We start from the raw sequence: 26,027 nt of genomic DNA on the forward strand, positions 1-26,027 counted from the left end.
AACGATGAAACTAAGCTACCATTGAACCCCGCGTTTACCGCGTCACTCGGCGTCTACCTAGTCACTCACCATTCGCCGCGGCGATCAGCTGCGCCAACTGCGCCTTGTCCATGCCCATCCCAAACGCCGCCAATCTGCCAATCGGGAAATCAGCGAGCATCCTCTGCATCGCAACCGGGTTCATGATCGCGTCGCCGCCGTCCCCACTCGCGCCGCCTTCTGTGCCAGCCGCGCCCGCCGCATCCATCATCCCCGCCATCTGCTTCTGAAGAACCGGCCCAACCACGGGATTCGCGAGCACGTCCCCGATCGAGGAGTTGAGGGTCAACGGTAGCGAAACCGAATCTCCGGCTATCTCAACGTCTACCTGCCGGCGCAGGTCCCGGCTGGAAGCACCCACATCGATTCGATAGGTTCCGCCTTCCACAACAAACCGATTCACCCGCTCATCCCAGTACGCCAGATCCTCACGCCGCACGATGAGCTCCACCCGCCGGGTCTCGCCGGCCGGAATATCCACCGGCGCGAACGCAGCGAGCTCGCGTGGCGCCCGCTCCACCTCGAAATCGGGGAGGCCCACGTACACCTGCACCACTTCGCGGCCATCGCGGGAACCCGTGTTGGTCACGTCAAGTGAAATCGCCAGATCTCCATCACTGTAAACCGCAACATTCGGCTCCCCGTATCCGAACGTCGTGTAGGAAAGCCCGTGCCCGAACGGGAAGGCCACATCTATGTCCCGGAAGTCGTACCAGCGGTACCCCACGTAGATACCCTCCGCATATCGCACGTGCCCATGGGCGCCAGGGAACGAACCGTAGGCTGGCGTATCCTCCAGCCGCAGCGGGATAGTTTCCGCGAGCCGACCGGCCGGGTTTACCGTTCCACTCAACACGTCCGCGATCGCCGATCCACCCGCCTGGCCGAGCAGCCAAGCCTCCACGATGGCCGGAACTTCTTCCTTGAACGGCAAGGCTACGACGGATCCGTTTGATAGGACGACGACGGTCTTTTCGTTCACCGCCCTCACCGCCTCAATTAGGTCAAGCTGAACTTGGGGTAGATCGATATGCTCGCGATCGAATCCTTCGGATTCCTCCGCCTCGGGCAGTCCGGCGAACACCACGGCCACGTCCTGCTTGGACGCGAGCGCCACCGCCTCCTCGCGCAGCTCCTCTGCATTCGAGCCGTCGAACGTGAATCCGGGTGCGAACTCCATCGCCTCACCCTTGAGCGAGGTGAACGCGTCCAGAGCATTGTCCACCTGAGTCGGGTTGATATGGGACGATCCGCCACCTTGGAACCTCGGTGTCCGCGCAAATTCCCCGATCAACGCTACGGTTTGGTCGGGGTGAAGGGGAAGGACGTCGTCGTCGTTCTTCAAAAGAACAACGGAACGCCCCGCAACCTCGCGAGCCAAAGCGTGGTGGGCGTGAACATCTAGCGGACCTGAGATTTCGGGACGGTTCTGCGCACGGGAAACCAGATCAAGTACCCGTGTAGCAGCTGTGTTCAGAACCTCCGGATCGAGGGAGCCATCGCTTACCGCTGCGACGATCTCCGCGTCCGTGGCCCCTCCGCTAGCCGGCATCTCTAGATCCATTCCCGCCGCGAGCCCGGGGACGCGTTCGTTGACGGCTCCCCAATCCGAGACCACTAGGCCGTCGAACCCCCACTCCTCACGCAGCACCTGAGTGAGCAACCAGGGGTTCTCGGAGGCATAAACGCCATTGATCTTGTTGTAGGAACACATGACGGTCCACGGCTTGGCATCCTTGACCACGCGCTCGAAGGCACGCATGTAGACCTCGTGGAGCGTGCGCATATCCACGTCGGATGAGATGCGCATGCGGTCAGTCTCCTGATTATTCGCCGCGAAGTGCTTGAGCGAGGCGCCCACGCCCTTGGACTGGATGCCTTGCACGAGCGCGGTGCCGAGCGCGCCTGCCACGATCGGATCCTCCGAGAAGTACTCGAAGTTGCGGCCGCACAGCGGGGACCGCTTGATGTTAATGCCCGGGCCGAGAATCACGGCAACGTCCTCGATCGCTGATTCGGTACCGAGCGCCTCACCTACGCGGCGTGCCAACTCCGGATCGAAAGTGGAAGCTAGCGCAACCGCAGGCGGGAAACAGGTGGCGGGGACGCTCGCATTCAGGCCCAAGTGATCCGTCTCCCCCGCCTGCTTGCGCAGGCCGTGGGGCCCGTCCGTCATCATGATGGGAGGGACTCGCTGGTCAATACCTTGCGTATGCCAGAAATCTTGCCCCGAGGTGAGCGATGCCTTCTCCTCGATGGTCAGATTGGCGAGCTGATCTTGGGCATGTGGCGAGGTTGCCATGTGTGAGTCCTTTCGGAGTGCTGGGTTACCGAGTCGAATAATGGGGCGTTTGGAGAAGTGACGCTGGCGAGCATTCCGAGGCGAAGAGGTGCCACATCCTCCACCAGCGGCCGGTTCATTCGCCGTATGTCACCTCCCCTGGTGTTGCGCCTTACCCCGAGCGTGGGTCGGTCCTTCAAACCGATCCCCGGGATTGCGTCAAATCTCCGAGTGAGCGGACGCTATGCCCCACATCACACTGTGCCACCGCTCTTCAGCCATCGCAACCAAAAACCGTGGCCTCTGCGACGCCACCGCGCTAGGCTCGCATCCAGAGGAGAATTATGGACTATTTTGCAATGCCAACAACCGGGCAGATGCTGGCGATTCTGTTTGCATTCGTGCTGAGCGCCCTCATCGGGGCCGAGCGGGAACTACGGCACAAGGACGCTGGGATGCGCACCCACGTGCTCGTGGGCGTGGGCAGTTGCCTATTCACGCTGGTTTCGATCGGAGGATTTCCTGCGGACCTGACGGGGAACCTTCGCTGGGACGGCTCGCGCATCGCGGCCCAAATCGTCTCCGGTATCGGATTCATTGGCGCTGGCGTCATCTGGTTCCACCACGATGCCATCCGCGGCCTCACCACGGCCAGCGCCATCTGGGTGGCCGCCGCGATCGGCATGGCTTGTGGCGCCGAAATGTTCAGCGTTGCCATCATGGTGGTGCTCGCCTACTTCCTTCTGGTACTGGCGATCGCCCCGCTCTTCCACTGGATAACCAAACGCACGGGCCAAACCATCCAGATCTCCTATGAGGACGGGCGCGGGATCCTGCGCGAGCTCCTCCTCGAAATCTCCAAGCGAGGTTTTGGCTCGGAAGTCCTCTCCTCGCGTCGCCTCAAGTCAGGCGAGGAACAATACGCGCAGGTCAACATCCGCCTCAAGGGCAGCCATGATCTAGCCACCCTCGTCAGTTGGCTCTCCGAATTTGACGGCGTCCGTGAGGTGCAGATCGCAGACGAGGTGGAGTAACTGCCAGATTAGCTAACTGAGCGCCGAAAAAGGCCCACCGGTTGTGGCGGTGGGCCTTCGTCGTCGTCCTAAAAACCGCTAGAAGATCTGGCGGAGATTGGTCTTGGCAAGATTCAGAATCTCATCGCCGCGGCCGGAAAGAACCGTGCGCAGCGTGTACAGCGTGAAGCCGCGCATCTGCTCAAGGTTGATCGTGGGCGGCATGGACAGCTCCTGCCGATCGGTGACGATCTCAACGAGTGCCGGGCCATCATAGGCAAAGGCTTCGCGCAGCGCGCCCTCCACCTGATCGGATTCCGTCACGCGCACGCCGTACAGGCCAACCGCACGGGCCACGGCCGAGAAATCTGGGTTCGAGAGTTCAGTGCCATAGGTGACGAAGCCGGCGGCCTTCATCTCCAACTCTACGAAGTTCAGGGACGAATTCGAGAACACGATAATCTTCACGGGGAGGGGCTCGTTCTGCTTAAACGTCAGGAGCTCACCAAGCATCATAGCAAGCCCGCCATCGCCCGCCAGAGCCACAACCTGCCGCTTGCGGTCCGCCGCCTGAACTCCGATCGCCTGGGAGACTGCGTTCGCCATCGATCCATGGTTGAACGAGCCAATCAGCCCGCGCTTACCATTCATCTCCAAGTAACGCGCAGCCCATACAACCGGCGATCCCACATCCGGCAGGAACACAGCATCATCTGCCGCGAGTTCGTTGACGAGGCGCGCCACGTACTGGGGGTGAATGAGTTTGCCGCGGGCCGTTGGCGTTGCCAGCTCGTCAAGCTTCTTGCGGGTCTTCTTGTAGTGATCGATGGAAGAATCAAGATGGGCTTGGGACTTCTTCGGCTTGATCAGCGGAAGCAACGCCTCGGCGGTATCCCGCACGTCCCCAACGATTCCTAGATCCAGTGGCGTCCGGCGGCCAAGATTTTCACCGCGAATATCCACCTGAACCTTCAGCGCATGCTCCGGATAGAACTGCTGGTACGGGAAGTCCGTGCCGAGCATCAGGACCAGATCCGAATCCTCCATCGCACGATAACCCGACGTGAAGCCAAGCAGCCCCGTCATCCCTACATCGAACGGATTATCGTGCTCCAAGTATTGCTTGCCCCGTAGAGCGTGGACGATCGGCGCCTTGAGCGCATCTGCCAGCGCAATCACCTCGTCGTGAGCGTCTGCCGCACCGGCTCCGGCAAGGATGGTCACCTTCTTTGTATCATTAAGCAGGGATGCCGCGCGCTCCAGTTCCGCCTTCTGGGGGATGACGCGCGGCCGGGCCGTAGTTATCTGCGCGATGTTGTTTGAAACCGCTTCGTCTAGAGCCACGTCACCTGGAATAACGACGACGGCGACACCCCTCTTCTCCACCGCGGCCTGCATCGCAAGGCGGAGCACACGAGGCATCTGTGCGGGGGTAGACACGTTCTCTACGTACACCGAGCACTCGCGGAACAGCTCCTGAGGATGAGTCTCCTGAAAATAGTTCGAACCGATTTCCGCACTTGGGATATGCGCGGCGATAGCCAGAACCGGGACGCGGGAGCGCTGAGCATCAAACAGGCCGTTGATCAGGTGAAGGTTGCCCGGTCCGCAACTACCAGCACACACTGCGAGGTCTCCCGTAACGCCCGCTTCTCCAGCTGCCGCAAACGCAGCGGCCTCCTCATGGCGCACATGCACCCATTCAATCTGTGAATTGCGAAGGGCATCCGTGAATCCGTTGAGCGAATCGCCGGGAATTCCGTAGACGCGTTCAACTCCGTTCGCCTCAAGTGTGTCAACCATATTCTGCGCAACCGTGGCCATGGTGGTCCTTCCCCATCAGTTCCCATCAATGCTTTACGTGAAAAGCCTATCGAAGCATGGGAGAGTTCGCGATAGCTCGTTCACCACTCTTCGCGGGACTTTTGGCCCTTACCCGTTGAGTCGAGTCGCTCAAGTGAAATTTGCATGATTCCTCAGGCCCCGATAGTCCTCTCGCCCATGCCCCTTAGTCGGGCTCACTCGCGTTGTGGGAGGCCAGTAGCGTTGGGGGTTGCCAGTAGCGCTATGAGTTGCCGGTATATCGGCAACTCACGGCGCTAACCTCAACCGAAAGCGGCAACCTCAACCCAACTCGAAGCACCGAGTAGCCAAAACTCGTTACAGCGAGAACTCGGCCGCCATCCACGAGACCTAGGGAACATGAGCTCGTCGAGTCCCGCCAGAGGGGTCAGAGCACCGCCCGACATCTCCACAAGGACGTTTAACGCCGTCCATATCCACAGGTTGGCGCACCTTGGTGGCATTCTCTAGCTTTAAGGGAACAAATAATGCCATGAGTATCGACATAAATGACCTTGTTTTGGCACCTAACGATATTGAACTTTCCCGGTCAGCCAGCAGACAGAGCCTCATTCGAATCCGCAGGGGCATCTATCTACCTCTGAACCTGATTCCGAATAATGCGCCGCCGTGGAAAGTGCGGCGATTGATCACCCAGGCACGAGCTGTCTCGCTGACGGCTGCACTCTGTCCTCAGCAACCCCCTGTTCTTACCCTTGAAGCCGCGCTAGCTATCCATGGCTTGCCTTCGTGGATCAACACAGCAGATATCTGCTATAGACGTGATGACCCGACTGCGAAGAAACAACCTCACACATTGCCATTTGTCGAGTTGTACGGTGTCCGAACGCCTCCAGTTTACGATCGCCGCCTCGTCTCGAGACGCCTAACAAATTCCACGGATACAATCGCCGGGATTCGCCTTTCTCCCCTATGGGAGATCGCAGTTGACTGTGCCCGCTACCTTCATCCAATGGCTGCCGTGGTAGGTGCCAGCTCATGCTTGAGGAAGCTAGCAAGATTTGACAAGCATAATCAGTCAGATTCGAGGAAACAGGAACAACGCTGGAGGGTAGACATCCTCAAGAAACTCGACGGGAGCCCGAGATTCAAGAACAGCAGGAAAGTAAGGAAAGTACTCGAGATTGCTGACGCTGGGATAGAGACTCCCGGGGAGGGCTACTTGTTGTGGCTCATGCACTGCATCATCCCGAACGCCGTGCGAGGTTGCCATATTGAGAAAGGGCTGACACCTAGCCCTGCACCAGAGTGGCTCACTACTCCGGCCACCGCCAGTGCCAGAAATCTAAGCCGAAAAACCGCCACCGAGCAGCGCATCAAGATCTTCACGCAATACGAGATCATAGCAAGCGGGCGCCAGTACTTCGGGGATCTGGCCATTCCTTCACACAAGATCATTATCGAGTTCGATGGCGGCGAGAAGATTCAAAATTCACGCGCACGCATCGAGTTTCTCGAGCGGCAAAGGAATCTACTTAATGCAGGCTGGAGCGTTGTTAGGATCGATTCCCGACAACTCGCCCATCCTCAAGAACTCATCGACTATCTCATTAGTAGACTTTCAGCACTAGGAATACCAGTTCGCCATCCGCAAGGATCGCTCTGGAGCACGATTCCACGGGAACTCCTAGATCTCGACCGACGCTACTAGCGGCTGCCGTTGCAGTTATCGAGCGACTGGACTCTAATTACTGGTCAGTCGAACGCCGACCATCTTTGCCGCCATGGCGCCTTGAGGAACGGTAGCACTACCGTGCGCGCCCGACATCCACTGTGGGAGGCCAGTAGCGCTATAGGAGGCCACTAGCGCAAAGGGTTGCCAGTATAGGGGCAACCCACTGCGCCAGCCTCAACCCACTGCGCCAGCCTCAACCCAACTCGAAGCGGCGATTGCCGAAAACACGCTAGAGCGAGAATTCGATTGCCGCCCACGAGACTGGTGGCAGAAGGAGCTCTCCCCCGGCGATTTTGGAGGCGGCCACCTCGCGCAGCGTCACACGCTCGGGATCTTCCAGCGTGTTAGCCGCACGAATATCGTCATCGCACAGCATCCGAACGCGGGTAACCGCGCTGAAGGCACTTTGCTCCAAGGAGTGGGACTGGTCCGAGGCCCGCGCACCAACTCCCGCGGGACTCGCTGAAACTCGCACGTGACTAGCATTAACTGCGCCACCGGCCAACAAATCGTCGTCAGGATGTGTGCCGCCACCGGGACCAGAACCGAGAATCGAGGAAAGACCGAGCGAAACTTCGTCGCCCAGCGAACGATTCACGGCCATGAGCAGGCCTCGCCCTGCCTCACGGTCTACGGTCACCACTGCGTCCACGGCGGGCACCGTGCCAAACTCGGCCGTTTGGACGCTGGGACCGGCCACCGAACACTCCACAACCTCACCACGCGCGAGCCCCGCAGCAACGGCAAAGGGGTAGAAGATGGTTTGACGCCAGGCAGGCCCACCGGGCTCGGTCATGATTGGTGCGATGGCGTTAACCAGCTGGGCCAGCGAAGCAGACGTCACTACATCCGCGCGCCGCACAAGCGAGATGAGTAGGCTCCCAACCACCACAGCGTCGGCAACGGAGTACGAGTTCTCGAGCAATCGCGGGGCAACGGGCCACGGGTCAGTCGCTCCCGTAACCTTCTCCTCTGACTCCCAATGGCGCTGGTACCAGACGTTCCATTCGTCGAAGGAGATGCCAACTTTCCGAGCGCGGGCCTCCCCCGCAGCTCCGTCGGATGCGTCCGCGCCATCGGTTCCGACAATACCGCCACCATCAGCAGCCTTCTCGGCGGCAACCTCATCAATCACGCCGGCAACAACCCCAATAAACCGATCCATGTCCACGGCGGAGGCGAGGAAGGACTGCGTATCCCCATCCTTTTCTTCGTAGTAGGCGTGACAAGAGATATGGGAGATCACGTCCCACGTTTGGCGCAGAACTTCCTTCTCCCATGAGCCAAAGGTTGGCATGGACGAATTCGATGAGCCGCACACAACAAGCTCCAGTCCGGGATCGATCTGCAGCATGCCGGCGCCAACGCGTCCGGCCAGCTCGCCATATGCCTTGGCGTCCCGATGCCCGAGCTGCCACGGCCCATCCATTTCGTTACCTAGGCACCACATACCTACCCCATAGGGCTCGGCTCGCCCGTTGGCCACCCGCTGATCGGCCACGGCCGTCCCAGCGGGTACGTTCGTATATTCGAGGAGGTCGAGCGCCTCTTCCAATCCCCGCGTTCCAAGGTTCACGGCCATCATGGGCTCAATGCCGGCGGCCTCGGTCCACTCCATAAACTCGTCCAGGCCGAACTGATTGGTCTCGGTGGAGTGCCACGCCAGATCCAAACGCGCTGGCCGCCGCTCCTTAGGCCCAACGCCATCTTCCCACCGATATCCAGACACGAAGTTACCACCCGGATACCGCACGGTGGTCACGCCAAGTTCGCGCACGAGATCCAGAACATCCTGCCGGAAACCGTCAGGCCCTGCACTCGGGTGCTCGGGCTCGTAGATGCCGGTGTACACACACCGCCCCAGATGCTCCACGAATGAACCGTAGAGCCGCGGATTAACCTCCGCAACTACTCGCTTCAGATCTGCGTTAAACTTCGCCTGCTCCGCCATGTCCTACCAATCGATTGGGCCCAGATCCGGGCCTTCGAGTAATCCCCACCGCATATCCACAACCGGATCCGTCTCTAGCACGAGGAGCTGATTCGCCCCGGCACGAACGTACGGCGCTGGCACGTAAAGCGTCCGTTGCGGCCCGCGCCGATTGTAGCGCCCGAGCAGATTCCCGTTGAACCACACGAGCCCGTGGCCCCACCCGCGCGTATCGAGGAAAAGATCGGCAGGTTCGTCCAGATCAATCTCCGCGCTCACGAACGTGGGTTCCTTGATTTTTCCGACGACGGCGACATCTTCCTCGCCCTCCTGCTCCACATTCAGCGACGCGAGCACGGGAGCCAGATTATCGAGATCCAGAGGAGCGATCTCCCACTGGCCGGTCTCTTCGCCATCGAGCAGGATGGGACCTATGAGGCCCTTGTGCTCGCCGATGCGCGGGCCGTAGTTTACCCGGCCCATATCCTCTACGAGGATCTCGATGTTCTGGGCAGAACCCTCAAAGGTTATGGTCTGATCATTATCCATGCGTTCCAAGACGCCCACGCGGCGCCCATCAGCATGCACAATGGCGCGATCGCGCACTTCCGAAATGGTGAGGGTGTGGGTGCTGACGTCGTCGTCGTCGTTAAAACAACGATAGAGGGCGAACCCGCTGTACTGCCCTACGGAGTCCATCGTGAGGGACTGGCAGGGCAGCCACTCCTGCGCGAGTGCGGAGAGTGGGGCCGTGGCCGAAAATGAGCCGGAGCGGACGGGCGCCGGACCGCGATCGGAGGGAACTTCGTCGGGGAGCTGGGTGAAGCGGCCGAGGACTTCGCGGAATGCCCAGTACTTGGGCGTGGGGTGGCCGGTTTCGTCCAGCGGTGCGTCGTAATCGTAGCTGGTGGTGAGCGGGCGGTACAGGCCCTTATCGTTGGCGCCGTTGGTCAGGCCGAAGTTGGTGCCGCCGTGGAACATGTAGAGGTTCACAGACGCGCCGGCTTCGAGAAGCGTGGCAAGCTCGAAGGCCGAGGCAGCCGGATCGGTGACGTGATGGTATTCGCCCCAGGAATCGAACCATCCGTCCCAGAATTCGGAGCACATGAGTGGGCCGGTGGGACGCAGTTCGCGCAGCCGTGCAATGCGTTCAGCGGAACGCGAGCCGAAGGAACCGGTAGCCACCAGTTCAGGCAGCGTGCCGTCTTCGAGCATCGTGCCGGCGGGCTGATCCACGGTGGTGAGAGGGACGTCAATGCCGCAAGCGCGGGTGAGGTCCGTTAAGGCTTGGAGGTATTCGTGGTTGTTGCCATACGCGCCATATTCGTTTTCGATCTGGACAAGAATCACAGAGCCACCGCGGGTGATTTGGCGGGGCGCCACGATGTCATAGACGCGGCGGAAGTAGTTGGTGGCGGGCTCCATGAACGCGGGATCGAGCGAGCGCACCGGGGTGTGGCCGGCGGCTTCGCGATTGTTCAGGTGAGCCACGGGAGGCGCGTCGCGGAACAGCCAGCCGGGCAGGCCGCCGCCGGAAAACTCCGCGCAGATGTAGGGGCCGGGGCGCACGATGGCCTTCATGCCCTCGGCTTCGATCGCGTCGAGAAAGGCGCCAAGGTCTAGACGCCCAGAATCTTCCCAGACGCCCGGGAGAGGCTCGTGGAGGCTCCACGGCACATAAGTTTCGATTGTGTTGAGGCCCATGAGACGGGCCTTATGGATCCGATCGGCCCAATATTCCTTGGGGACACGGAAGTAATGGATAGTTCCAGAAAGAACACGGAAAGGCTCACCATCGAGGGCGAAATCGTTTCCCGAGATCTCAAATGTTGTCACTTTCGGTGCTCCTTGGCGGTTGGGAGGGCGACGAAGGCGGTGCCGCCTAGAACAAGCAACACCGCCTTCGTGCTCAGAAACTACTCGTTAACGGTGAAGCCTTGGCCACTGCCGTACTCAATGAGGGAGTCCTGCCAAGCGGCGAGGCCATCATCGAGCGTGGTATCGCCCGTGTATGCCTTACCAACGGTGTCACCAAACACCGAGTTGGCGTACACCTGATAGGGCAGGTACTCCCAGCCGGTAAGAACCTCGGTCGCACCCTGAGCGAGGACCTCGTTGATGTTCTGTCCACCGAAGTATTCGGGGGCATCCGCGAGGAACTCTTCATCCTCGAGATCAGCCGTTGTGGACGGGAAGCCGCCGGACTCCAAGAAGATGTCAATGGACTCTTCGGAATTATTCAGCCACTTGAGGAAGGCTGCGGCCAGCTCGGGGTTCTCGGTCTGCTTGACAACGGCCTGAGCCGAACCGCCGTTCTCGGAGTTTGCCGCGGTGCCGTCATAGGTAGGCATCGGGGCAACGCGCCAATCACCAGCCGTGTCCTCAACACCGGAGATCAGGTTGCCGGGCATCCAAGCGCCGGTGATTAGGGAAGCGATCTTGCCTTGGTTCAAAGCCTGATACCACTCGTTGGACCAGCCAGCGATGGGAGAAATAAGGTCATCCTTGATGAGCTCGTCCCACATGCTCGTGAACTTCTGGGTGCCCTCATCGGAGAAATCGATGGAGACGTTCGTGCCATCCGTAGTGCTGAACGGCTGCCCGCCAGCCTGCCAGATCATCGAGGTGACGAACCCGGCGTCACCTGCGTCATGGGTGATGTAGACCGAATCGTCCCACTCGTGGATCGTCTTAGCATCCTCTGCGAATTCCTCCCACGTGGTGGGAGCCTCGTCGATGCCGGCCTCCTTGAAGATTGCCTCATTGTAGAAGAGCGCCATCGGGCCCGAATCTTGCGGCAGCCCATAGACGGAATCCCCATCGGTTACCCCGGCCCATGGGCCGGGCGTGTACTGATCCTCCAGCTCACCGAAACCGTACTGTGAAAGGTCCAGCAGCGAATCAGTCAGCGCGAACTGGGGCACTGCGTAGTACTCAATCTGGGCCACGTCCGGCGCGCCCGACCCGGCCTTGATCGCGTTCTGGAGCTTGGTGTACTGCTCTTCGTTGGTGCCCGCGTTAACCACGTCCACCGTCACGTTCGGGTAGGCCTCCATAAAGGCATCGGCCTGGGCCTCGCCCGAAGGAGTCCACGTCCAGTACGTCAGCTCCCCGCCCTCTTCTAGGGCCGCTTCGAGCGCATCGCTATCCACCTCTGTGGGAGCATCTCCATTGGTATCTTCATCGTCAGAGCCGCAAGCCGCCAGCCCGAACGTTGCAAGTGCAAAAGCAGCGGTGATTGCGCTCGCCTTGCGTCCTATCTTCCTCGTCATGATTTCTCCGCTTCGTTGTGTGAATCGAAATTGTTGTTCTTGCTTATATCCACGCCAGCTTGAGGACCGGCGTGGAAGTTCTTTTGGGGTTTGGCACTTGTCCTTCTGTCCGTGCCCCCTTTACTGCTTAACTCCGCCCGCGCTGAGGCCTGACTCCCAGAAGCGCTGCAGCATGAGGAAGATGATGACGATCGGGATAACCGTGACCAGCGAACCCGTCACCACCAAATTGAAGATCGGTTCGGGCGAAGAGCCCGTTGCCTGAGCGTTCCACTGGGACAGACCCACTGTCAGCGGGTACCACTTCGGATTGCTCAGCATGATCAACGGAAGGAAGTAGTTGTTCCACGTTGCCACGATCGCGAACAGCAGCACCGTGACGATTCCTGGGGCAAGCAGGCGCGAGACGATCTGGAAAAAGATCCTGAACTCGCCGGCCCCGTCCATGCGTGCCGCCTCGATGATCTCCATCGGGACCGCGTTCACCGCGTAGCTCCATATGAGGTAGAGACCGAAGGGGCTCACCAGTGACGGAAGGATAACCGCCCAAGGCGTGTTCGTGAGCCCGAGCTGGGCGAACAGGAGGAACGTGGGAACCGCGAGGGCGGTACCTGGCACGGCGATCGCACCAATCACAGTGGCGAATACCCCGCGGCGGCCAGGGAAGTTGAATTTGGCTAGGCCATAGCCGGCCAGAGTGGCTAGCAGTGTTGCGCCGCCAGCTCCCACCACCACGTACAGCAGCGTGTTTCCGAACCAACGCAGGTACACGCCGTCGCGGTAGGTGAACAGTTCCTTAATGTTGTCGAATAGGTTGAATCCGTTTCCGAACCATAGCCCGAAGGTGGAGAGCAGATCTCCCTGCGTCTTCGTTGAGTTGATGATCAGCCAGAGCAGCGGGGTCAGCGTGTAGATCGCCAAGATGATCATGAACATGAGCATCACTGGGGACTTCTTGACCTGACGGTCAGAATCACCAGCTTTGAGCTTCTTCCGCTTCTTTTCAGCAGCCGCGCGCTTCTTGGCGTGCTGGCGCTGCTCCCGAGTCATCTCGTTAGGATCGTGAGCATCTTTGGTAGCGATCACGCCGTTCGTACCTTTCGAAGTGTGGGCTGCCTGCCCTGCATGCTGCTGTGTACCGCCGTGTTTCGTAGCCATCAGTTGCCCTCCTGCTTCTGCGACCGGGCCTGAGTTGCGTAGGCGATGATCGCCGTGATCACACCCATCGCGATAGCCACCGTTGCCGAGTAGTTGTACTGGTTGCCGTTCATCGAAAGGTTGTAGGCGTACAGGTTCGGGGTGTAGTAGCTGGTGATCACGTTGGAGGCCAGCGGCTTCAACAGGTTCGGTTCGTTGAACAGCTGGAATGTACCGATAATCGAGAACATGAAGGAGATGAGGATCTGGCCCTTGATCGCCGGGATCTTGATGTACCACGCCTCTTGGAACCGCGATGCACCATCAATCTCCGCTGCCTCGTACAGCTCCGTTGGAATGGTCTTGAGGCCCGAGTACATGATGAGCATGTTGTAGCCCATGAAGGACCAGGTAAGGATGTTACCGATAGACCAAGTCATCCATGAACTGGACAGTGGCTTAAGAACATGCGAGCCAACGAAATCGTTGAAGCTTGCGGAGAGTCCGAACTGATCGCCGTAAATGAAGCCCCAGATTAGGACGGCCACAACGCCGGGAACCGCGTAGGGCAGGAAAAGCGTGATGCGGAACGTCCCACGCCCGCGCAACCTATTCGAGTCAATGGCAAGTGCGGCAAGGAGTCCCAGTCCCAGCATGATCGGCACCTGAATGATGAAGATCCTGACCACGCGCCCGAAGCCATCCCAGAACTGATCGTCACTGAACAGCGTCAGGTAGTTCTCAAAACCAACAAACTGGTTCCCGCCCACCAACTGCTCTTTGAACAGGCTCAGGTAGATCGCGTAGATGATTGGCGCACCCACCATGGCGAGGAACACCACCATGAAGGGCCCAACGAACATCCATCCGGTCCAGCTCCGCTTCGGTTTGGCCTTCTTCTGTTTTGAACGCGCGCCCGACGTATTGTTCGCGATCGCCGGCGTGATGGTGGCGGCTGCCATAGGCGCTTCCCCAATTCCTGTCTCTTCGCATCAATGCGATGTTGTGTTTACGTAATCATCCGCAACACCGTGGGGTTGGTTACGTAAACATTCGTTGTGGATTATAGTTGCACCTATGAGAGCAAACGTCAAGCGCTCTCACCAATCTGACGGCGAGCTGATCGAGGAGAAGGAACTGATGAGCCAAACGAATGGCGCAAAGAAGCGACCATCAATGGGCGACGTTGCACGCCTGGCTGGAGTGTCCTCACAAACTGTCTCGCGGGTGTCCAATGGCGAACCAAACGTGACCGAGGAAAAGCGGGAGCGCGTGCGCGCCGCAATGGCCGAACTTGGCTACCGTCCCAACTCCGCCGCCCGCGCGATGCGACGCGGCGCCTTCAACACCATCGGGGTGATCTATCACAGCCTTCATCCGGTGGGTAATCACCGCACCCTCGAAGCGATCTCCGAAGCCGCCGCAGCCCAAGGCTATGCCACCACTCTCCTACCTCTCGATGCCTCGAGCCAGACGGCAGCGAACGGCGCCTTCACCCGCCTGAGCGAGATGACTGTTGATGCCGCAATCGTCATCCTCCCCTCTCACTTTATCGAGGACACCCGGCGCACAGAACTGCCCGTTGGCGTCCCGATCGTCGTGTTGGGGCCGCCCCTGATCGATGGCGCCACGTCGCTCGACTTTGACAACTCCGTTGGTACCCGCGAGGCCATCGAGCATCTCCTCAGCCTCGGTCACCAGACCGTGCATCACATCGCTGGCCCAGCCGAATCCTTCTCCGCCAACTCCCGCGAGCAGGTTTGGCGCGAGGTACTTCAAGAGAATTCCCGGCGCATTCCAGAGCCGACGCGCGGCGACTGGTCTCCCAACTCCGGTTACCTCGTCACCAAGGAGCTTCTCGAACGCGAGCGCCCCACCGCCCTCTTCGTCGCCAATGATCAGATGGCACTCGGCGCTCAGCGAGCGCTTCTGGAAGCCGGTCTCACCATTCCCGGCAACGTCTCCATCATCGGCTTCGACAACCTCGACGAAGCCGTCGCGTTTCCCACGCCGCTATCCAGCGTTGCCCAAGATTGGGAGGTCCTAGGGCGCGACGCATTGGATGCCGCGCTTGAGGAGATTGGCGGGGGCTCTGCCCGCTCATTCACGATCCCGACGCGGTTGATTCTTCGAGATTCAACGGGGCCTGCCCCTTCCCCGGGGAGCGCGTCAGATCTTTAAGTAGCTAGACTGTGCCGAATCTCTTTAGGGCCGACGACGTGTCCTCACGTACGTCCCAACCTCGGCAAGTTTGTGCAAAGGCGAGCCTTCACCGCCGTTAACTACTACTTGCCATACACAATGACGTCTATGATCTGCCAAGCGAAGGACCCGAACAGCGCCAACGGCCCGCATAACGCAAATGCGAACGCCATCCACTCACCCATCGCTGGGCGCCGCACATTGACACGTTCCTTATTCACCCGTGCTGCAGCATAGTAACCTGAGGCAACCCACGCCAAACCAATGATGACGCTCAGGCGCAGATCCAGCCGCGTGAACACGATAAGTGCAACAACGGAAAACAGAGTGGCAATCAATACTGCCAGAATCAACCGAACGTAGCGCCCCATATTCCTATTATCTCTAATAAGGGCCGGTGGATGTTGGGAATACACTGTTCCGTTGCTTACCTCTAAGCTGGCCGCTCGATGACCTCCTCGGCAGAGCTACCGGCAACCGAGACTGTCACGTCTGTTCCCCATGGGTCCTTTGCCGTCAGTGAGCGACCATCTGAGGAGTACGGAATGTGCAGGTGCCCTAGCCGAGCGCTCAAGGCGTCAAGATCCTCGCGCACCGGAACCGAGATCGCCACATTGCCAAGTCCAAGACTCGCAGCACGCGGCCCAGCACCGCGGCTATTCCATACGTTCATTGCCAGATGATGGTGATAGCCGCCTGCGGAGGTGAAGAGTGCACCCGGGGTCGCCGTTGTTGTAACCTCGAAGCCCAAGCCGTCCACATAGAATCTTCGGGCTGGCTCGATTGCCCCAACCTGAAGATGTACGTGCCCCACGCGGGCGGCGTCAGCCGGTTCCGAATCGGGCCGCCGTAGGGCGCCAGTATCACTAGCACGGAGATGGGTAGAGATGTATTCATTGGGGTCGAGCCAAAGAGTATCCATTTGGACCTCACCGTTAACGTAGGTCCACTGCGAGCGGGGACGATCGCGGTATAGCTCCACGCCGTTTCCCTCGGGATCGGTGAAGTAGAACGCCTCGCTGACCAGATGTTCCCCGGTCCCAACGAAGCGGGAATCGGGCTGCTGGGCTGCGCGCAGCACCACCTGAGCCAGCGAGCGTTCGTCCGGAAAGAGGAACGCCGTGTGGAAGAGCCCGGGCTGGCGCGGATCTACGGGAGGAAGATCCGGGGTATGGATCAGGCGAACCATGGGCAGCCCGCCCCTGCCGAGAACACGTCTCACCTCGCGGCCAGCAGTCCCTTCCTCGATCGGTTCCATGCCGAATGCGCGCGAGTAGTACCCACTCATGAGCTCCAGATCGTGGACTCGCAGGGTCACTGCATCCATACGAGTAGCCGGGTTGATTATCCGTTCGTCCTGCATCACCCTGGTGCCTCCACATTCTCCAGAACATTCACGCATTTTTAGTGGTCAGCGCTGGCCGAACTGAGCTCGCGCCACCACCTTCTTGAACTAGTTTAATATGCAACTAATTCCCGGAAGTCTGGGCTGTGAGGCACGGCACCTACCGATGAATCTCCCCATTGGGTAGCAAGACGGACTTGAGAGCTTCACCCGAGCGGGCGAGTTCTAATGCCCGGTTGATCTCGAAAAGTGGCAACACGTGAGTGATGAGCTGATCTGCCGGGAACCTCGGATCAATTGACAGCTCGAAAGAGCGCTGCACCTGCATAGTGTTGGAGGCATAGTGCCCGTAGATCCACAGGCCGTTGTAGTGAATGAGGTTGGTATCCAGCTCCGTCAGCGATCCCTTCGGCACTCCCCCGAAGAACACAACGGTTCCGGCCTTTCGTGCCATGAGCAGTGCCTGCTGCTGAGCAATCGTCGATGGATTCGCGGAGATTACCTTGTCTGCACCACGTCCACCGGTGAGCCGAAGTACCTCGCTCACAGCGTCAGTTTCGGCAGAGTTGACCAGCGCGTCAATCTCAAACTGCACAGTCTTATCCAGCCGCGCTTGGTTCGTGTCCGTGACGATCACCTGGGAAGCTCCGCGCATCCGCGCGAGGATAGCGAGCATGATCCCCACCGGGCCAGACCCGAGAATTGCAACGGAATCACCCATCTTCACGTCAATATTCTCTAGGCACGCATAGGTGGACGATAGCGGCTCAGCCAGAGTTGCTCGGACCGGATCCACGCCATCCGGGATCTCGAATGTAGCCCCGCGGTCTACTCGCTTCGAGCTGTAGGCAATGTACTGAGCAAATCCACCAGGATTGGCGGTGTACTCCTCCACCTCAGAACACTGTTCGCTGTGGCCAGACCTGCAGTTCTCGCACTTGAGGCAATGCGCCAAGGGGTACACGTAGATCCATTGACCTGGCCGATAGGCGGTAACGCCCGGCGCAACTTCCGCCACACGCCCCACAACCTCGTGGCCGTAGATCCATGGGTACGCTCCGGAGCGGGAATCACTGGTCAGATTCCGGATGTCCGATCCGCACATTCCGATGGCGCCAACTTCCACAACAAATCCGCCATCGGGGCACTCGGGAACCTCAACCTGCTCCACCCGAATATCTCCGGGTCCGTACATTAACGCCGCGTCCATCATCTTTGCCATAACACCATTCCTCTTTTCTTCAATCGTTACCTCCCTAACCGGGTGCTGCGAACGGAGGGCGCCCGGTTAGGGAGGCTTACATTGGTTACAGAGCTCGCTACAATTCAGCCTGCGGTGATTCAGGCCTAGAGCTCGGGTACTTTTCTGCCAATTGATAGAGCTCTTGGAAGGTGTCCTTCAGTTGCGGATATAGCTTCCTCTGAACCCGAGCCACTTCCCTATACTGCTCATGCAGATCCATGTTAGGCTCCACCGTAATTCCGAAGTGTGCCATTTCGCGAGCCGATTGCTCCACGCCGCCGGATCCATGGGCACCGATCCCAGCCATCGCAACAACGGCAGCCCCTAGGGCTGAAATCTCGTCTTCCGCACACAACGTGATGGGCACACCTGCCGTATCCGCCATAATCTGACGCCACAGTTCGGAACGCGTTCCGCCTCCCATCGCTCGAAGCGTCGTGATCTTTGTTCCGGTACCGGCCTCGATCGATTCGAGGTTGAGCTTCATTTCGAAGCCGATGGACTCCAAGATTGACCGGTACATGTGTGCTCTGGAGTGAGTTCCTCGCCAACCCACCACGGCGCCTCGAGCGATGGCGTCCCAATAGGGAGATTGCACCGCGTTCCAATACGGCAGGGTGATGAGGCCCTCGCAACCTGGAGGAATCTCTGAGGCCGCGGCATCAAGTTCAGGATCAGGTTCGCCCAAAAGCTTGGGATCACCGAGTGTCTCGCGGAACCATCCGGCCAGATACGAACCCGAAGATTGCACCACCTCGAATACGAAATCTCCAGGCACGCCGCCAACAAGAGTGCGGAACACGGGATCGTATACGTAATCATGAGAGGCAACTCCGGCATTCACCGCAGTGCCTAGGTTCAGATAGGCCACATCGGGAGTTACGGCAGCGGCGCCAACACCGGCGGCCTGACCGTCTCCGAGTCCGGAGATGATGGGGGTCGATGCGGAAATGCCCCATTCGCTCGCAAGTTCTGGCTTCAGGGTGCCCATGACGCTTCCCGGTGGAACCAGATCGGGCATCTGATCGCGGCGCAACCCAGCTATATCCAATAGTTCATCTGCGTAGTCAAACCGCTTGATATCGAGAATGCCGAGTGAATCTGCAGAGGCGGTAGACGCAGCCCAGCGCCCGGTCAGATTGAACGTGATGTAGGCGAGAACATCGGTCACCTTATCGGCGCCCTCAAGAACTCCCGGTTCGTTCTCCTTGACCCAGATCATCTTATAAAGCGCGGGTGTCACTCCCGCAGGCTTCCCGGAAAGCTCATGAATGTGTGCGGACCCGTAGCGTTCAATCTGGCTTGCCGCCCTAGAATCCAGCCACAGAATACCGCGCCGTAGTGGTGTCCCATCAGTTGTAAAGGGTGCGAAGGATTCACGCTGATGCGTAATGCCGATCGCTTTAACCCGGTCCTTGTCCTGCGTTGACAGCTTCGATAGAACTTCGGCAATCGTGTCGCGGGATGTCTCCCACCAGCGGCTCGCTGTGTGTTCATACTCATCCATCGCAGGCGTATGCAGTTGGATGTTTCGTTTCGCCGTATGCCAAACATTGCCGGCAGCATCAACAACGATCGCCTTCGTTGACGTAGTCGAGGAATCTAGCGCCACAACTAGCGGACCATCTTGTAGAAATTCGGAACTCATCTCGCCTTTACCTCCCTGATCTGGATTGCTGCAGCACTGCGAGCAATCCAGCTGCCATGCTACCTGCCTCTTGTGCTCTGGAACACATTCGGGCCATAAGCGCGCAATTGTGCACCGGAATGGGAGCCTAGGCTGCTAATGCAGAGCGCCCGCAAACGCACCAGTCAGATAATGCGCCAGCTCTAGGTGTCACCAGTTCAATGTGTGGGAGCACCTTGATAGCGTTGGGGCCATGAGGGGCATTCGCAGGTTCGCTGGGCTAGTGGCCGCCACCCTCATCACGTGTGCTGTGGTGGCGGGGTGTGGGGGTTCGTCGTCGTCGCCCTCTAACTCCCCTACGCAGCCGCCCTCTACGCCCCCTACTACCACCCAACTCGCCCAGGAACGCTGGGAGTCCATGGACATAGAGGAGCAGGCGGCAAGCCTACTCATGCTGTACTACCCGGGTACGGACGCGGGCGCTACGGCGGAGTTTGTCCGGGAAATCCAGCCGGGCGGGCTCGTTCTCATGGGCGACAATATTCCGGCCGATGAGGCCACGCTTGCGGACAGCATCGAGTCGTGGAACGCGGAAGCTGCCCATCCGCTACTCATCGGGATTGACGAGGAGGGCGGAACCGTCACAAGACTGCCTTCGGACACATTCCCGGCAGCGCCCCAGCTGCGCGATGGCGCCCCCGCCAATACGCGCGCGGCGTTCACGGACCGCGGCCAGCTGCTTCATGATCTGGGGATCACCGTCAACTTCGGGGTGATCGCCGATGTGACGGACGATCCGGGTTCGTTCATCTGGCCGCGGGTCCTCGGTTCAACGCCGGAGGCTGCCTCCGAAAACGTAGCCGCGGCCGTTGAGGGAGAGGGCGGCAGCGTTAGCTCAACCCTTAAGCACTTCCCCGGCCACGGCCTCGCCGCTGGCGATTCCCACATATCCATCCCTACCTCAGACATAGCGCTGGACGAATGGCGTGAGAGCGCCGCGCCACCGTTCGCTGCCGGTATCGATGCCGGTGCGGAGTTTGTGATGATCGGTCACCTTCGTTTCCCCGAGGTGTCGGATCAACCAGCCTCCCTTTCCCCTGAATGGCACAAGATATTGCGCGATGAGCTGGGCTTCGACGGCATCGTCATCACCGATTCGATGAGCATGTTGCTCGATTCGGGCGAACCACAGTATGCCGATCCGGTACAGAATGCTGTTGACTCGCTGGCTGCCGGTTCCACGATGGTTCTCATGGTCGCGCCGGGAACCACCGAGAACGCTCATGCCCTAGTGGACGGGATTGCCTCAGCTGTCCAGAGCGGAGAGATCGATCAGGACACCTTCGATTCAGCGGGCATCCTACTTATGGAGCAACGCCTCGAACTTGAGTGATCCTGCAGGGGCAGGCGATCGCGCATCTACAAATCCCACCAGAAGGACTCAAAATCGATGAGCCAGTGGCTACGAATCGTCAGCGCTCTCTCCAACGCGGCAACAAGCCCGGCCGCGAGGAGGCCGTACTCCACCGCCGGCGCCACATTGATGGGCGAGACAAATGGATCCACGTACCCGGAGACCGCGTCCCAATGAGTGACCGTCTCGATCACCTGCGGAATCCACACCGCGAGGCCCGCGAGGAGGATCGCCACGGCGATCCAACCCATGATCCTGCTCAGCTTCGGAAATCTCCGCCCGAACTGCGCCCTTCTTCCCTCGGCGCTCCGCTTGTCGGGTTGCAGGAGCCTCTCGGTTTCGGCGCCGGATTTGGTGGGAGTGCCAGGAACGAAGTGCATCCTCCTCAGGCCAAATGTGGAGGTCGCAACCTCAATCACGCCGCCCGGAACCTCAAACGTTGCAGGCACATTTGAACGGTAAACCTGAGCGCCATCACGGTAAAGAGCGGCGGGAGGGGTAGCTCCCTCCCCGTTGGCCGTGGTCTTGAAGCCAGAGTCATCACTGAGGCCAGAGTCATCACTGAGGCCAGAGTCATCACTGAAGTCAGAGTCATCAACGGAACCAGACTCATCACCGGAACCAGTCCCGAACACCCAGTCAAGCCCGAGGCCCCACGAATCGTCAGACTCCTCTGCGACCTCATCAACACTGTCCGAATCGCTTATCCAGTCCGCCCAGTACCTGACATCTACCGCATAGACGTGTGCTGCGCGTCCGGCTGCGCGGCCCCAACCGGAACGCGTGTCATCAGCTGCCGCCTCCGCTGGCCTTGATTCGCTTTCGATTTCCGGTCCCGCCACCGGTTCCATGTCCGGTACCGCTCCCGGTTCAGAATCCTGCAGGGAGATGTAGAACAGCGATCGAGTAAACACCTGATAGAACCGAAACGGCCGCAACCGGGAGCCGTCACCCGGCTGTACCTTGTTCAGTTGGCGGCGCCGACGCCACTTCTTCCACATTGTGCGCTCCCTGAATCGTTCTCCCCTTCAGCCTAACTTAGGATGCTCGGGCCCTTACAGGGCTGGCGCTGGGCTGCCCGGCCTCAGGCTCTCCTAGCCCTACCCCCGGAAATTGTGTCACCGCACCGGCTCTCGCTAGGCTCAAGCCATGACTTCAGAGCCCTCGCAAGCACACCAGTCGGATAATTCGCCAGCGCCGGAGATCCTCCGAATTGCCCGCAAACTCACCGCAATTTCAGAATCGGGCCTGTGGTATTGCAAGGACCAATTCGATATTGGGCGCTTCCACGAGATCGGCGAACTCGCGCAGGCGCTCACAAACCTTGTCGGCGAAAAGGAACTACCCCCGTACCGCCGCGAAGTTGCGTCCGTGGCCGGTTACACGACTCCTAAAGTAGACGTCCGGGGCGGGGTTTTCAATAACGACGGCGAAGTTGTCCTCGTTCGTGAAATCGCCGATGAAGGAAGATGGACTCTGCCAGGTGGCTGGTGCGATATCAATGAGAAGCCCTCTGAGGCAGTTGAGCGGGAGGTTCGCGAGGAGGCCGGGCTTATCACGAAGGTGAGCCAGCTCGCCGCTCTCATTGACCGCGATAGCTGGCCGCACTATCCGCCGATCGATCATCAGGTGTACAAGCTCTTCTTTATCTGCGAGCAGCAGTCGGCTGAAGATCTAGCCTTCACCAGCATCGAGACCAGCCAGATCGGTTGGTTCGATGTGGACAATCCTCCCGAATTATCGTTGAGCAGGACGCTGCCCGAGCAACTCGTCTTACTCAAGGAGCACTGGCTGAATCCGGGGCCCGCTTACGTGGACTGATTTCCCACCGATCGGATCGCGTCACATGTTGCGGCTACGGTGAGAAGCCGTACAACATCAACCTGTGTGGGGACCTCACCCGTTGCCGCAGAGATGAAGGCATCGCCGTCGAATCGGGTATGTGGCGGGGTGAGCGCACGGGCCAATCCATCGTGAGCTCCCTGAGCTAGGATCTGGCAGCCCACCTTGTCTAGCTGTGCGTTGGTGAGGACGGCACCAACTGTTGTGTGCGTACGCGTGGGGATCATCTGAGAAATGAGCTCCGCGGATTCGAGGGAGATGGGCGCTTCCCCTAGATCGATATCACCGAAGGCGTTGACCACACAGATAACGGAGACAACTAGCTCACCTAGATGGTGTTCCGCGTAGCCCACACCGCCCGGGCGCCTATCTTCCCCGCGCCACTGGCTCACGTATGCACCGGTGCCCGCACCGATTCTTCCGGCAAGGATTTGGTCTCCTTCGGAGGCTTGCGCGGCAGCGTATCCAGATTCTCGCGTGGGGCGGACGGACGGATCCCCGCCGGCCAAGTCGTAGATGCCCAAAGTGGGAACGATCGGCACCTTGCCTGCGGCAGTGGGCACGCCGCGGTCATGTTCTTCGAGGTAGGCCATGACGCCGTCTGCGGCGGCCAATCCGAATGCCGAACCGCCCGTGAGGCAGATGGCGTCAATTGATTCCACCGCTTTGTCCAACGCCAAGAGATCGAGTTCGCGAGAAGCGGGCGCTCCCCCGCGGACCTCGCCGGACCCGACTGTTCCTTCTGGAAGCGTGATAACGCTGCAGCCCGTTTGTGCTTGAGGGGCAGTCCAGTGCCCGATCCTGACACCCGATACCCCAATTGAGTTCGCCATTTCGCTAGCTTATCGGAGACGGGTTAGCGAAAAGAGCAGCGGAGATCCATCCTAGGAGAATGCCTGCGACCACTCCGAACGTGCTACGGCCATCCCATTGCCACAATTTCATGATGTTGTCTCCTTACTTTCTGCGTTCCGAACGCCGCTAGAAGGCTCTCGCATACTGCGACGGAATATACGGCTCCGGGTACCTCAACTGGCGGGCTGCGCGAATCGGGAAGTTCTGGTCACGGAGCATTTCACGGCCAAGATAGACCACGTCCGCCTGACCGAGAGCTACGATCTGTTCGGCCTGTGCCGGATCAACGATAAGGCCAACCGCACCCACGGGCATATGAGAGCCCTCACGCAGGGCCTGAGCCACAGGAACCTGATACCCAGGTCCGACGGGGATTGAAACTCCCGGTATATTGCCCGCCGTGGAGATGGACAGGAAGTCCACACCCGCTGTCCCAAGCCACGTGCACAGATCGATCATCTCTTCTAGCGAGTACCCCTCAGGAGTCCATTCCGTTCCGGACAGCCGCACGATGATCGGCACAGATACCTCTGCACGAACGGCATCGACGATCTGGAGGAGGAACCGCGCACGGTTTGCCATAGTGCCGCCGTATTCGTCCGTGCGGCGATTACTGGCGGGAGAAAGGAACTCATGCGCTAAGTATCCGTGCGCTCCGTGGATCTCGACGATATCGAAACCGGCGTCAACTGCTCGGCGGGCAGCCCGAGCGAAGGCCGCCACAAGTTCATGTATCTGATCAACGCTGAGCTCGCGAGGCTCGGCTAGCCCCTCAAAGGCCACGGGTGAGGGAGCCACCGTCTGCCAACCGCCTTCCTCAATGGGCACCGAACCTTCGGGGACACCGGGCCAACTGCGATACGTCGAGGCCTTCCGCCCGGCGTGCGCAAGCTGAATCGCTGCCCTAGCGCCCTGGGAATGTATAAGTTCAGTGATCGGGGAGAATGCCTGTGCCTGCTCCTCGTTCCAGATGCCAAGGCACTGAGGAGAGATTCGACCCTCTGGTGCGACTGCGCTCGCTTCCACTGTGACTAGTCCTGCACCGCCACGAGCAAAGGCTCCGTAGTGCATGAGGTGCCATGAAGTTGGGATTCCATCCTGCTTCTCCGCCGAATACTGGCACATTGGAGGGACCCACATCCGGTTTCGGATCGTTGTATCCCTCAGCGTTATCGGTTCAAAGAGCATGTGCGTCACGTGTGCTGTCCTTCCGTGTTCTCTTATCAAGACTAATGACTGCTTCTACCGCAGGTCTGGCACCGTCCCAACCTTTTCGCTCGTGGTGGATAACCCCTTGTGTTACACAGCACAGAAGGGAAGACTCGAGCCACGCCAAGAGAGAGGAAAGATCATGAAGCCGCTGTATACAACGGAAGCACTTTCAACTGGGGCCGGACGCGACGGCCACGTACGAGCCGCCGATGGCGCGCTGGACCTAGATATGGCAACGCCCAAGGAAATGGGCGGACCGGGTAACGGATTCAATCCCGAACAGCTCTTTGCCGGCGGATACGCAGCCTGCTTCCATTCTGCGCTGAGTCTGGTAGCTGGCCAGCAGAAGGTCCAGCTTCAAGACGAGTCCGTGGGAGCCAAGGTAACGATTGGCGACGACGGCAACGGTGGCTTTGAGCTCGCAGTAGCGCTAGAAGTTGTTATCCCTAGTGTTGATCATGACGTAGCCCAGAAGCTTGCTGATGCGGCGCACCAAGTGTGCCCATACTCGAATGCCACCCGGGGAAATATTGAGGTGACAGTTACCGTCTCCGACGATTAGTACCTATGCCGCTGAGTGTGCTGCTGCAGTACACTCAGCGCACATCCCGTGGTAAATCACTTCAGCGAAATCGATCGTTAGCTTGCCCTCCTCCGGAGGATGAATGCAGGGCGTTTCTCCCGCTGCGCACGCGACATCCACCAAACGCCCACAGCTGCGGCAGAGTAAATGATGGTGATTATCGTGATGTTCGATTTCGTAGAGCGAGGCGCCGCCATCGGGTGTCATACACCTCAAGATGTCCACATCGGTGAGCGCATGGAGGGTGTCATAGACCGTCTGCTGGGAGACTTTCCCCAGTTGATGGCGCACCTCGGTAATAATCGTCTCGGCATCAACGTGCTTGCTCTCCGAAATCACGGATAGTACAGCGAGCCGAGGTGCGGTCACCCGTAGCCCTGCACCGCGCAGGGCCGCCTTGAAATCGTGATCGCTCATATCACTATCGTAACCGCTATTCTGGACTAACTCCGGTTTAGGCCCAATCAGTGACGAGAAATACTCAAGTTTCGTCC

General features: G+C 59.4%; 21 protein-coding genes. 6 read left to right on the top strand and 15 right to left on the bottom strand.

All coding sequences use genetic code 11. The features are described 5' to 3' along the window. Positions 1-61: 61 nt before the first annotated feature. Entirely contained in the window at positions 62-2,341 is a 2,280-nt protein-coding gene (locus DD236_RS06995) for a glycoside hydrolase family 3 C-terminal domain-containing protein (RefSeq protein ID WP_109093660.1), read from the bottom strand. Positions 2,342-2,664: 323 nt separating this feature from the next. On the opposite strand from DD236_RS06995, the gene DD236_RS07000 reads away from it, so the two are divergent. Beyond that, positions 2,665-3,354, top strand: coding sequence for an MgtC/SapB family protein (locus DD236_RS07000; protein ID WP_207785731.1), 690 nt, complete (start codon positions 2,665-2,667; stop codon positions 3,352-3,354). Positions 3,355-3,432: 78 nt separating this feature from the next. Here the strand turns inward: DD236_RS07000 and poxB are convergent, their stop codons facing one another. Continuing rightward, on the bottom strand, positions 3,433-5,157 hold the full coding sequence (poxB, locus tag DD236_RS07005; protein WP_109093661.1) for a ubiquinone-dependent pyruvate dehydrogenase: 1,725 nt from the start codon (positions 5,155-5,157) through the stop codon (positions 3,433-3,435). A 991-nt stretch (positions 5,158-6,148) separates the two neighbouring features. On the opposite strand from poxB, the gene DD236_RS07010 reads away from it, so the two are divergent. Continuing rightward, complete coding sequence (locus DD236_RS07010; RefSeq protein ID WP_109093662.1) at positions 6,149-6,847, top strand: hypothetical protein; 699 nt, start codon at positions 6,149-6,151, stop codon at positions 6,845-6,847. 253 nt (positions 6,848-7,100) lie between these two features. On the opposite strand, the gene DD236_RS07015 is transcribed toward DD236_RS07010, so the two are convergent. The 5 genes from DD236_RS07015 to DD236_RS07035 all read right to left on the bottom strand — a co-directional run bounded on the left by DD236_RS07015 (position 7,101) and on the right by DD236_RS07035 (position 14,172). Then, positions 7,101-8,822 (bottom strand): alpha-N-arabinofuranosidase, encoded by a 1,722-nt coding sequence (locus tag DD236_RS07015; protein ID WP_109093663.1) that lies wholly within the window; start codon positions 8,820-8,822, stop codon positions 7,101-7,103. A gap of 3 nt (positions 8,823-8,825) precedes the next feature. Further along, entirely contained in the window at positions 8,826-10,637 is a 1,812-nt protein-coding gene (locus tag DD236_RS07020) for a glycoside hydrolase family 35 protein (protein ID WP_109093664.1), read from the bottom strand. Between the two features lie 80 nt (positions 10,638-10,717). Continuing rightward, entirely contained in the window at positions 10,718-12,073 is a 1,356-nt protein-coding gene (locus DD236_RS07025; protein WP_109093665.1) for an ABC transporter substrate-binding protein, read from the bottom strand. A 120-nt stretch (positions 12,074-12,193) separates the two neighbouring features. Then, positions 12,194-13,231 carry a carbohydrate ABC transporter permease gene (locus DD236_RS07030; RefSeq protein WP_207785732.1) on the bottom strand — a complete coding sequence of 346 codons (1,038 nt, stop codon included), beginning with the start codon at positions 13,229-13,231 and terminating at the stop codon, positions 12,194-12,196. Next, the gene (locus DD236_RS07035) at positions 13,231-14,172 is read right to left on the bottom strand and encodes a carbohydrate ABC transporter permease (protein WP_109093666.1); all 942 of its coding nucleotides are present in this window, start codon (positions 14,170-14,172) and stop codon (positions 13,231-13,233) included. The genes DD236_RS07030 and DD236_RS07035 overlap by 1 nt, the downstream gene beginning before the upstream one ends. A 115-nt stretch (positions 14,173-14,287) precedes the next feature. Between DD236_RS07035 and DD236_RS07040 the strand changes: the two genes are divergently transcribed. Beyond that, entirely contained in the window at positions 14,288-15,391 is a 1,104-nt protein-coding gene (locus tag DD236_RS07040; RefSeq protein ID WP_207785733.1) for a LacI family DNA-binding transcriptional regulator, read from the top strand. Between the two features lie 104 nt (positions 15,392-15,495). On the opposite strand, the gene DD236_RS07045 is transcribed toward DD236_RS07040, so the two are convergent. The 4 genes from DD236_RS07045 to DD236_RS07060 form a co-directional block, all read right to left on the bottom strand. Continuing rightward, positions 15,496-15,783, bottom strand: coding sequence for a hypothetical protein (locus tag DD236_RS07045; protein ID WP_109093667.1), 288 nt, complete (start codon positions 15,781-15,783; stop codon positions 15,496-15,498). 62 nt (positions 15,784-15,845) lie between these two features. Next, positions 15,846-16,775 carry a VOC family protein gene (locus DD236_RS07050; protein ID WP_109093668.1) on the bottom strand — a complete coding sequence of 310 codons (930 nt, stop codon included), beginning with the start codon at positions 16,773-16,775 and terminating at the stop codon, positions 15,846-15,848. Between the two features lie 142 nt (positions 16,776-16,917). After that, positions 16,918-17,979: a zinc-binding dehydrogenase gene (locus DD236_RS07055; protein ID WP_207785735.1), complete on the bottom strand. Its 1,062-nt coding sequence runs from the start codon at positions 17,977-17,979 to the stop codon at positions 16,918-16,920. Between the two features lie 97 nt (positions 17,980-18,076). Next, entirely contained in the window at positions 18,077-19,648 is a 1,572-nt protein-coding gene (locus DD236_RS07060; protein ID WP_109093669.1) for a xylulokinase, read from the bottom strand. 232 nt (positions 19,649-19,880) lie between these two features. On the opposite strand from DD236_RS07060, the gene DD236_RS07065 reads away from it, so the two are divergent. Next, positions 19,881-21,020, top strand: a complete 1,140-nt coding sequence (locus DD236_RS07065; protein ID WP_133246074.1) for a glycoside hydrolase family 3 N-terminal domain-containing protein — start codon at positions 19,881-19,883, stop codon at positions 21,018-21,020. A gap of 26 nt (positions 21,021-21,046) precedes the next feature. Here the strand turns inward: DD236_RS07065 and DD236_RS07070 are convergent, their stop codons facing one another. Then, on the bottom strand, positions 21,047-22,042 hold the full coding sequence (locus DD236_RS07070) for a hypothetical protein (protein WP_109093671.1): 996 nt from the start codon (positions 22,040-22,042) through the stop codon (positions 21,047-21,049). A 148-nt stretch (positions 22,043-22,190) separates the two neighbouring features. On the opposite strand from DD236_RS07070, the gene DD236_RS07075 reads away from it, so the two are divergent. Then, positions 22,191-22,862: an NUDIX hydrolase N-terminal domain-containing protein gene (locus DD236_RS07075; protein WP_109093672.1), complete on the top strand. Its 672-nt coding sequence runs from the start codon at positions 22,191-22,193 to the stop codon at positions 22,860-22,862. Here DD236_RS07075 and DD236_RS07080 read toward each other — a convergent pair. Both DD236_RS07080 and DD236_RS07085 read right to left on the bottom strand, forming a co-directional pair. After that, a complete protein-coding gene (locus DD236_RS07080) occupies positions 22,850-23,716 on the bottom strand; it encodes a P1 family peptidase (RefSeq protein WP_109093673.1) in 867 nt (288 codons plus the stop codon). The genes DD236_RS07075 and DD236_RS07080 overlap by 13 nt on opposite strands. A gap of 148 nt (positions 23,717-23,864) precedes the next feature. Then, on the bottom strand, positions 23,865-24,926 hold the full coding sequence (locus tag DD236_RS07085) for an NADH:flavin oxidoreductase/NADH oxidase (protein ID WP_109093674.1): 1,062 nt from the start codon (positions 24,924-24,926) through the stop codon (positions 23,865-23,867). 163 nt (positions 24,927-25,089) lie between these two features. Here DD236_RS07085 and DD236_RS07090 point away from each other — a divergent pair, with 163 nt between their 5' ends. Then, a complete protein-coding gene (locus DD236_RS07090; RefSeq protein WP_109093675.1) occupies positions 25,090-25,512 on the top strand; it encodes an organic hydroperoxide resistance protein in 423 nt (140 codons plus the stop codon). 3 nt (positions 25,513-25,515) lie between these two features. Here DD236_RS07090 and DD236_RS07095 read toward each other — a convergent pair whose 3' ends face one another. Next, positions 25,516-25,950 (bottom strand): Fur family transcriptional regulator, encoded by a 435-nt coding sequence (locus tag DD236_RS07095; protein ID WP_109093711.1) that lies wholly within the window; start codon positions 25,948-25,950, stop codon positions 25,516-25,518. Between the last annotated feature and the right edge of the window lie 77 nt (positions 25,951-26,027).

The organism is Ancrocorticia populi (assembly GCF_003123745.1).
In the GTDB taxonomy this organism is placed as follows: domain Bacteria; phylum Actinomycetota; class Actinomycetes; order Actinomycetales; family Actinomycetaceae; genus Ancrocorticia; species Ancrocorticia populi.

What these genes read in the sequence shown, in the direction of transcription:
- DD236_RS07075 (WP_109093672.1), top strand. Translation starts at nt 22,191, where the DNA reads ATGACTTCAGAGCCCTCGCAAGCACACCAGTCGGATAATTCGCCAGCG.
- DD236_RS07060 (WP_109093669.1), bottom strand. Translation starts at nt 19,648, where the DNA reads ATGAGTTCCGAATTTCTACAAGATGGTCCGCTAGTTGTGGCGCTAGAT.
- DD236_RS07035 (WP_109093666.1), bottom strand. Translation starts at nt 14,172, where the DNA reads ATGGCAGCCGCCACCATCACGCCGGCGATCGCGAACAATACGTCGGGC.
- DD236_RS07025 (WP_109093665.1), bottom strand. Translation starts at nt 12,073, where the DNA reads ATGACGAGGAAGATAGGACGCAAGGCGAGCGCAATCACCGCTGCTTTT.
- DD236_RS07045 (WP_109093667.1), bottom strand. Translation starts at nt 15,783, where the DNA reads ATGGGGCGCTACGTTCGGTTGATTCTGGCAGTATTGATTGCCACTCTG.
- DD236_RS07055 (WP_207785735.1), bottom strand. Translation starts at nt 17,979, where the DNA reads ATGGCAAAGATGATGGACGCGGCGTTAATGTACGGACCCGGAGATATT.
- DD236_RS07000 (WP_207785731.1), top strand. Translation starts at nt 2,665, where the DNA reads ATGGACTATTTTGCAATGCCAACAACCGGGCAGATGCTGGCGATTCTG.
- DD236_RS07015 (WP_109093663.1), bottom strand. Translation starts at nt 8,822, where the DNA reads ATGGCGGAGCAGGCGAAGTTTAACGCAGATCTGAAGCGAGTAGTTGCG.
- DD236_RS07080 (WP_109093673.1), bottom strand. Translation starts at nt 23,716, where the DNA reads ATGGCGAACTCAATTGGGGTATCGGGTGTCAGGATCGGGCACTGGACT.
- poxB (WP_109093661.1), bottom strand. Translation starts at nt 5,157, where the DNA reads ATGGCCACGGTTGCGCAGAATATGGTTGACACACTTGAGGCGAACGGA.
- DD236_RS07065 (WP_133246074.1), top strand. Translation starts at nt 19,881, where the DNA reads ATGAGGGGCATTCGCAGGTTCGCTGGGCTAGTGGCCGCCACCCTCATC.
- DD236_RS07050 (WP_109093668.1), bottom strand. Translation starts at nt 16,775, where the DNA reads ATGCAGGACGAACGGATAATCAACCCGGCTACTCGTATGGATGCAGTG.
- DD236_RS07030 (WP_207785732.1), bottom strand. Translation starts at nt 13,231, where the DNA reads ATGGCTACGAAACACGGCGGTACACAGCAGCATGCAGGGCAGGCAGCC.
- DD236_RS07040 (WP_207785733.1), top strand. Translation starts at nt 14,288, where the DNA reads ATGAGAGCAAACGTCAAGCGCTCTCACCAATCTGACGGCGAGCTGATC.
- DD236_RS07090 (WP_109093675.1), top strand. Translation starts at nt 25,090, where the DNA reads ATGAAGCCGCTGTATACAACGGAAGCACTTTCAACTGGGGCCGGACGC.
- DD236_RS07010 (WP_109093662.1), top strand. Translation starts at nt 6,149, where the DNA reads ATGGCTGCCGTGGTAGGTGCCAGCTCATGCTTGAGGAAGCTAGCAAGA.
- DD236_RS06995 (WP_109093660.1), bottom strand. Translation starts at nt 2,341, where the DNA reads ATGGCAACCTCGCCACATGCCCAAGATCAGCTCGCCAATCTGACCATC.
- DD236_RS07085 (WP_109093674.1), bottom strand. Translation starts at nt 24,926, where the DNA reads ATGCTCTTTGAACCGATAACGCTGAGGGATACAACGATCCGAAACCGG.
- DD236_RS07070 (WP_109093671.1), bottom strand. Translation starts at nt 22,042, where the DNA reads ATGTGGAAGAAGTGGCGTCGGCGCCGCCAACTGAACAAGGTACAGCCG.
- DD236_RS07095 (WP_109093711.1), bottom strand. Translation starts at nt 25,950, where the DNA reads ATGAGCGATCACGATTTCAAGGCGGCCCTGCGCGGTGCAGGGCTACGG.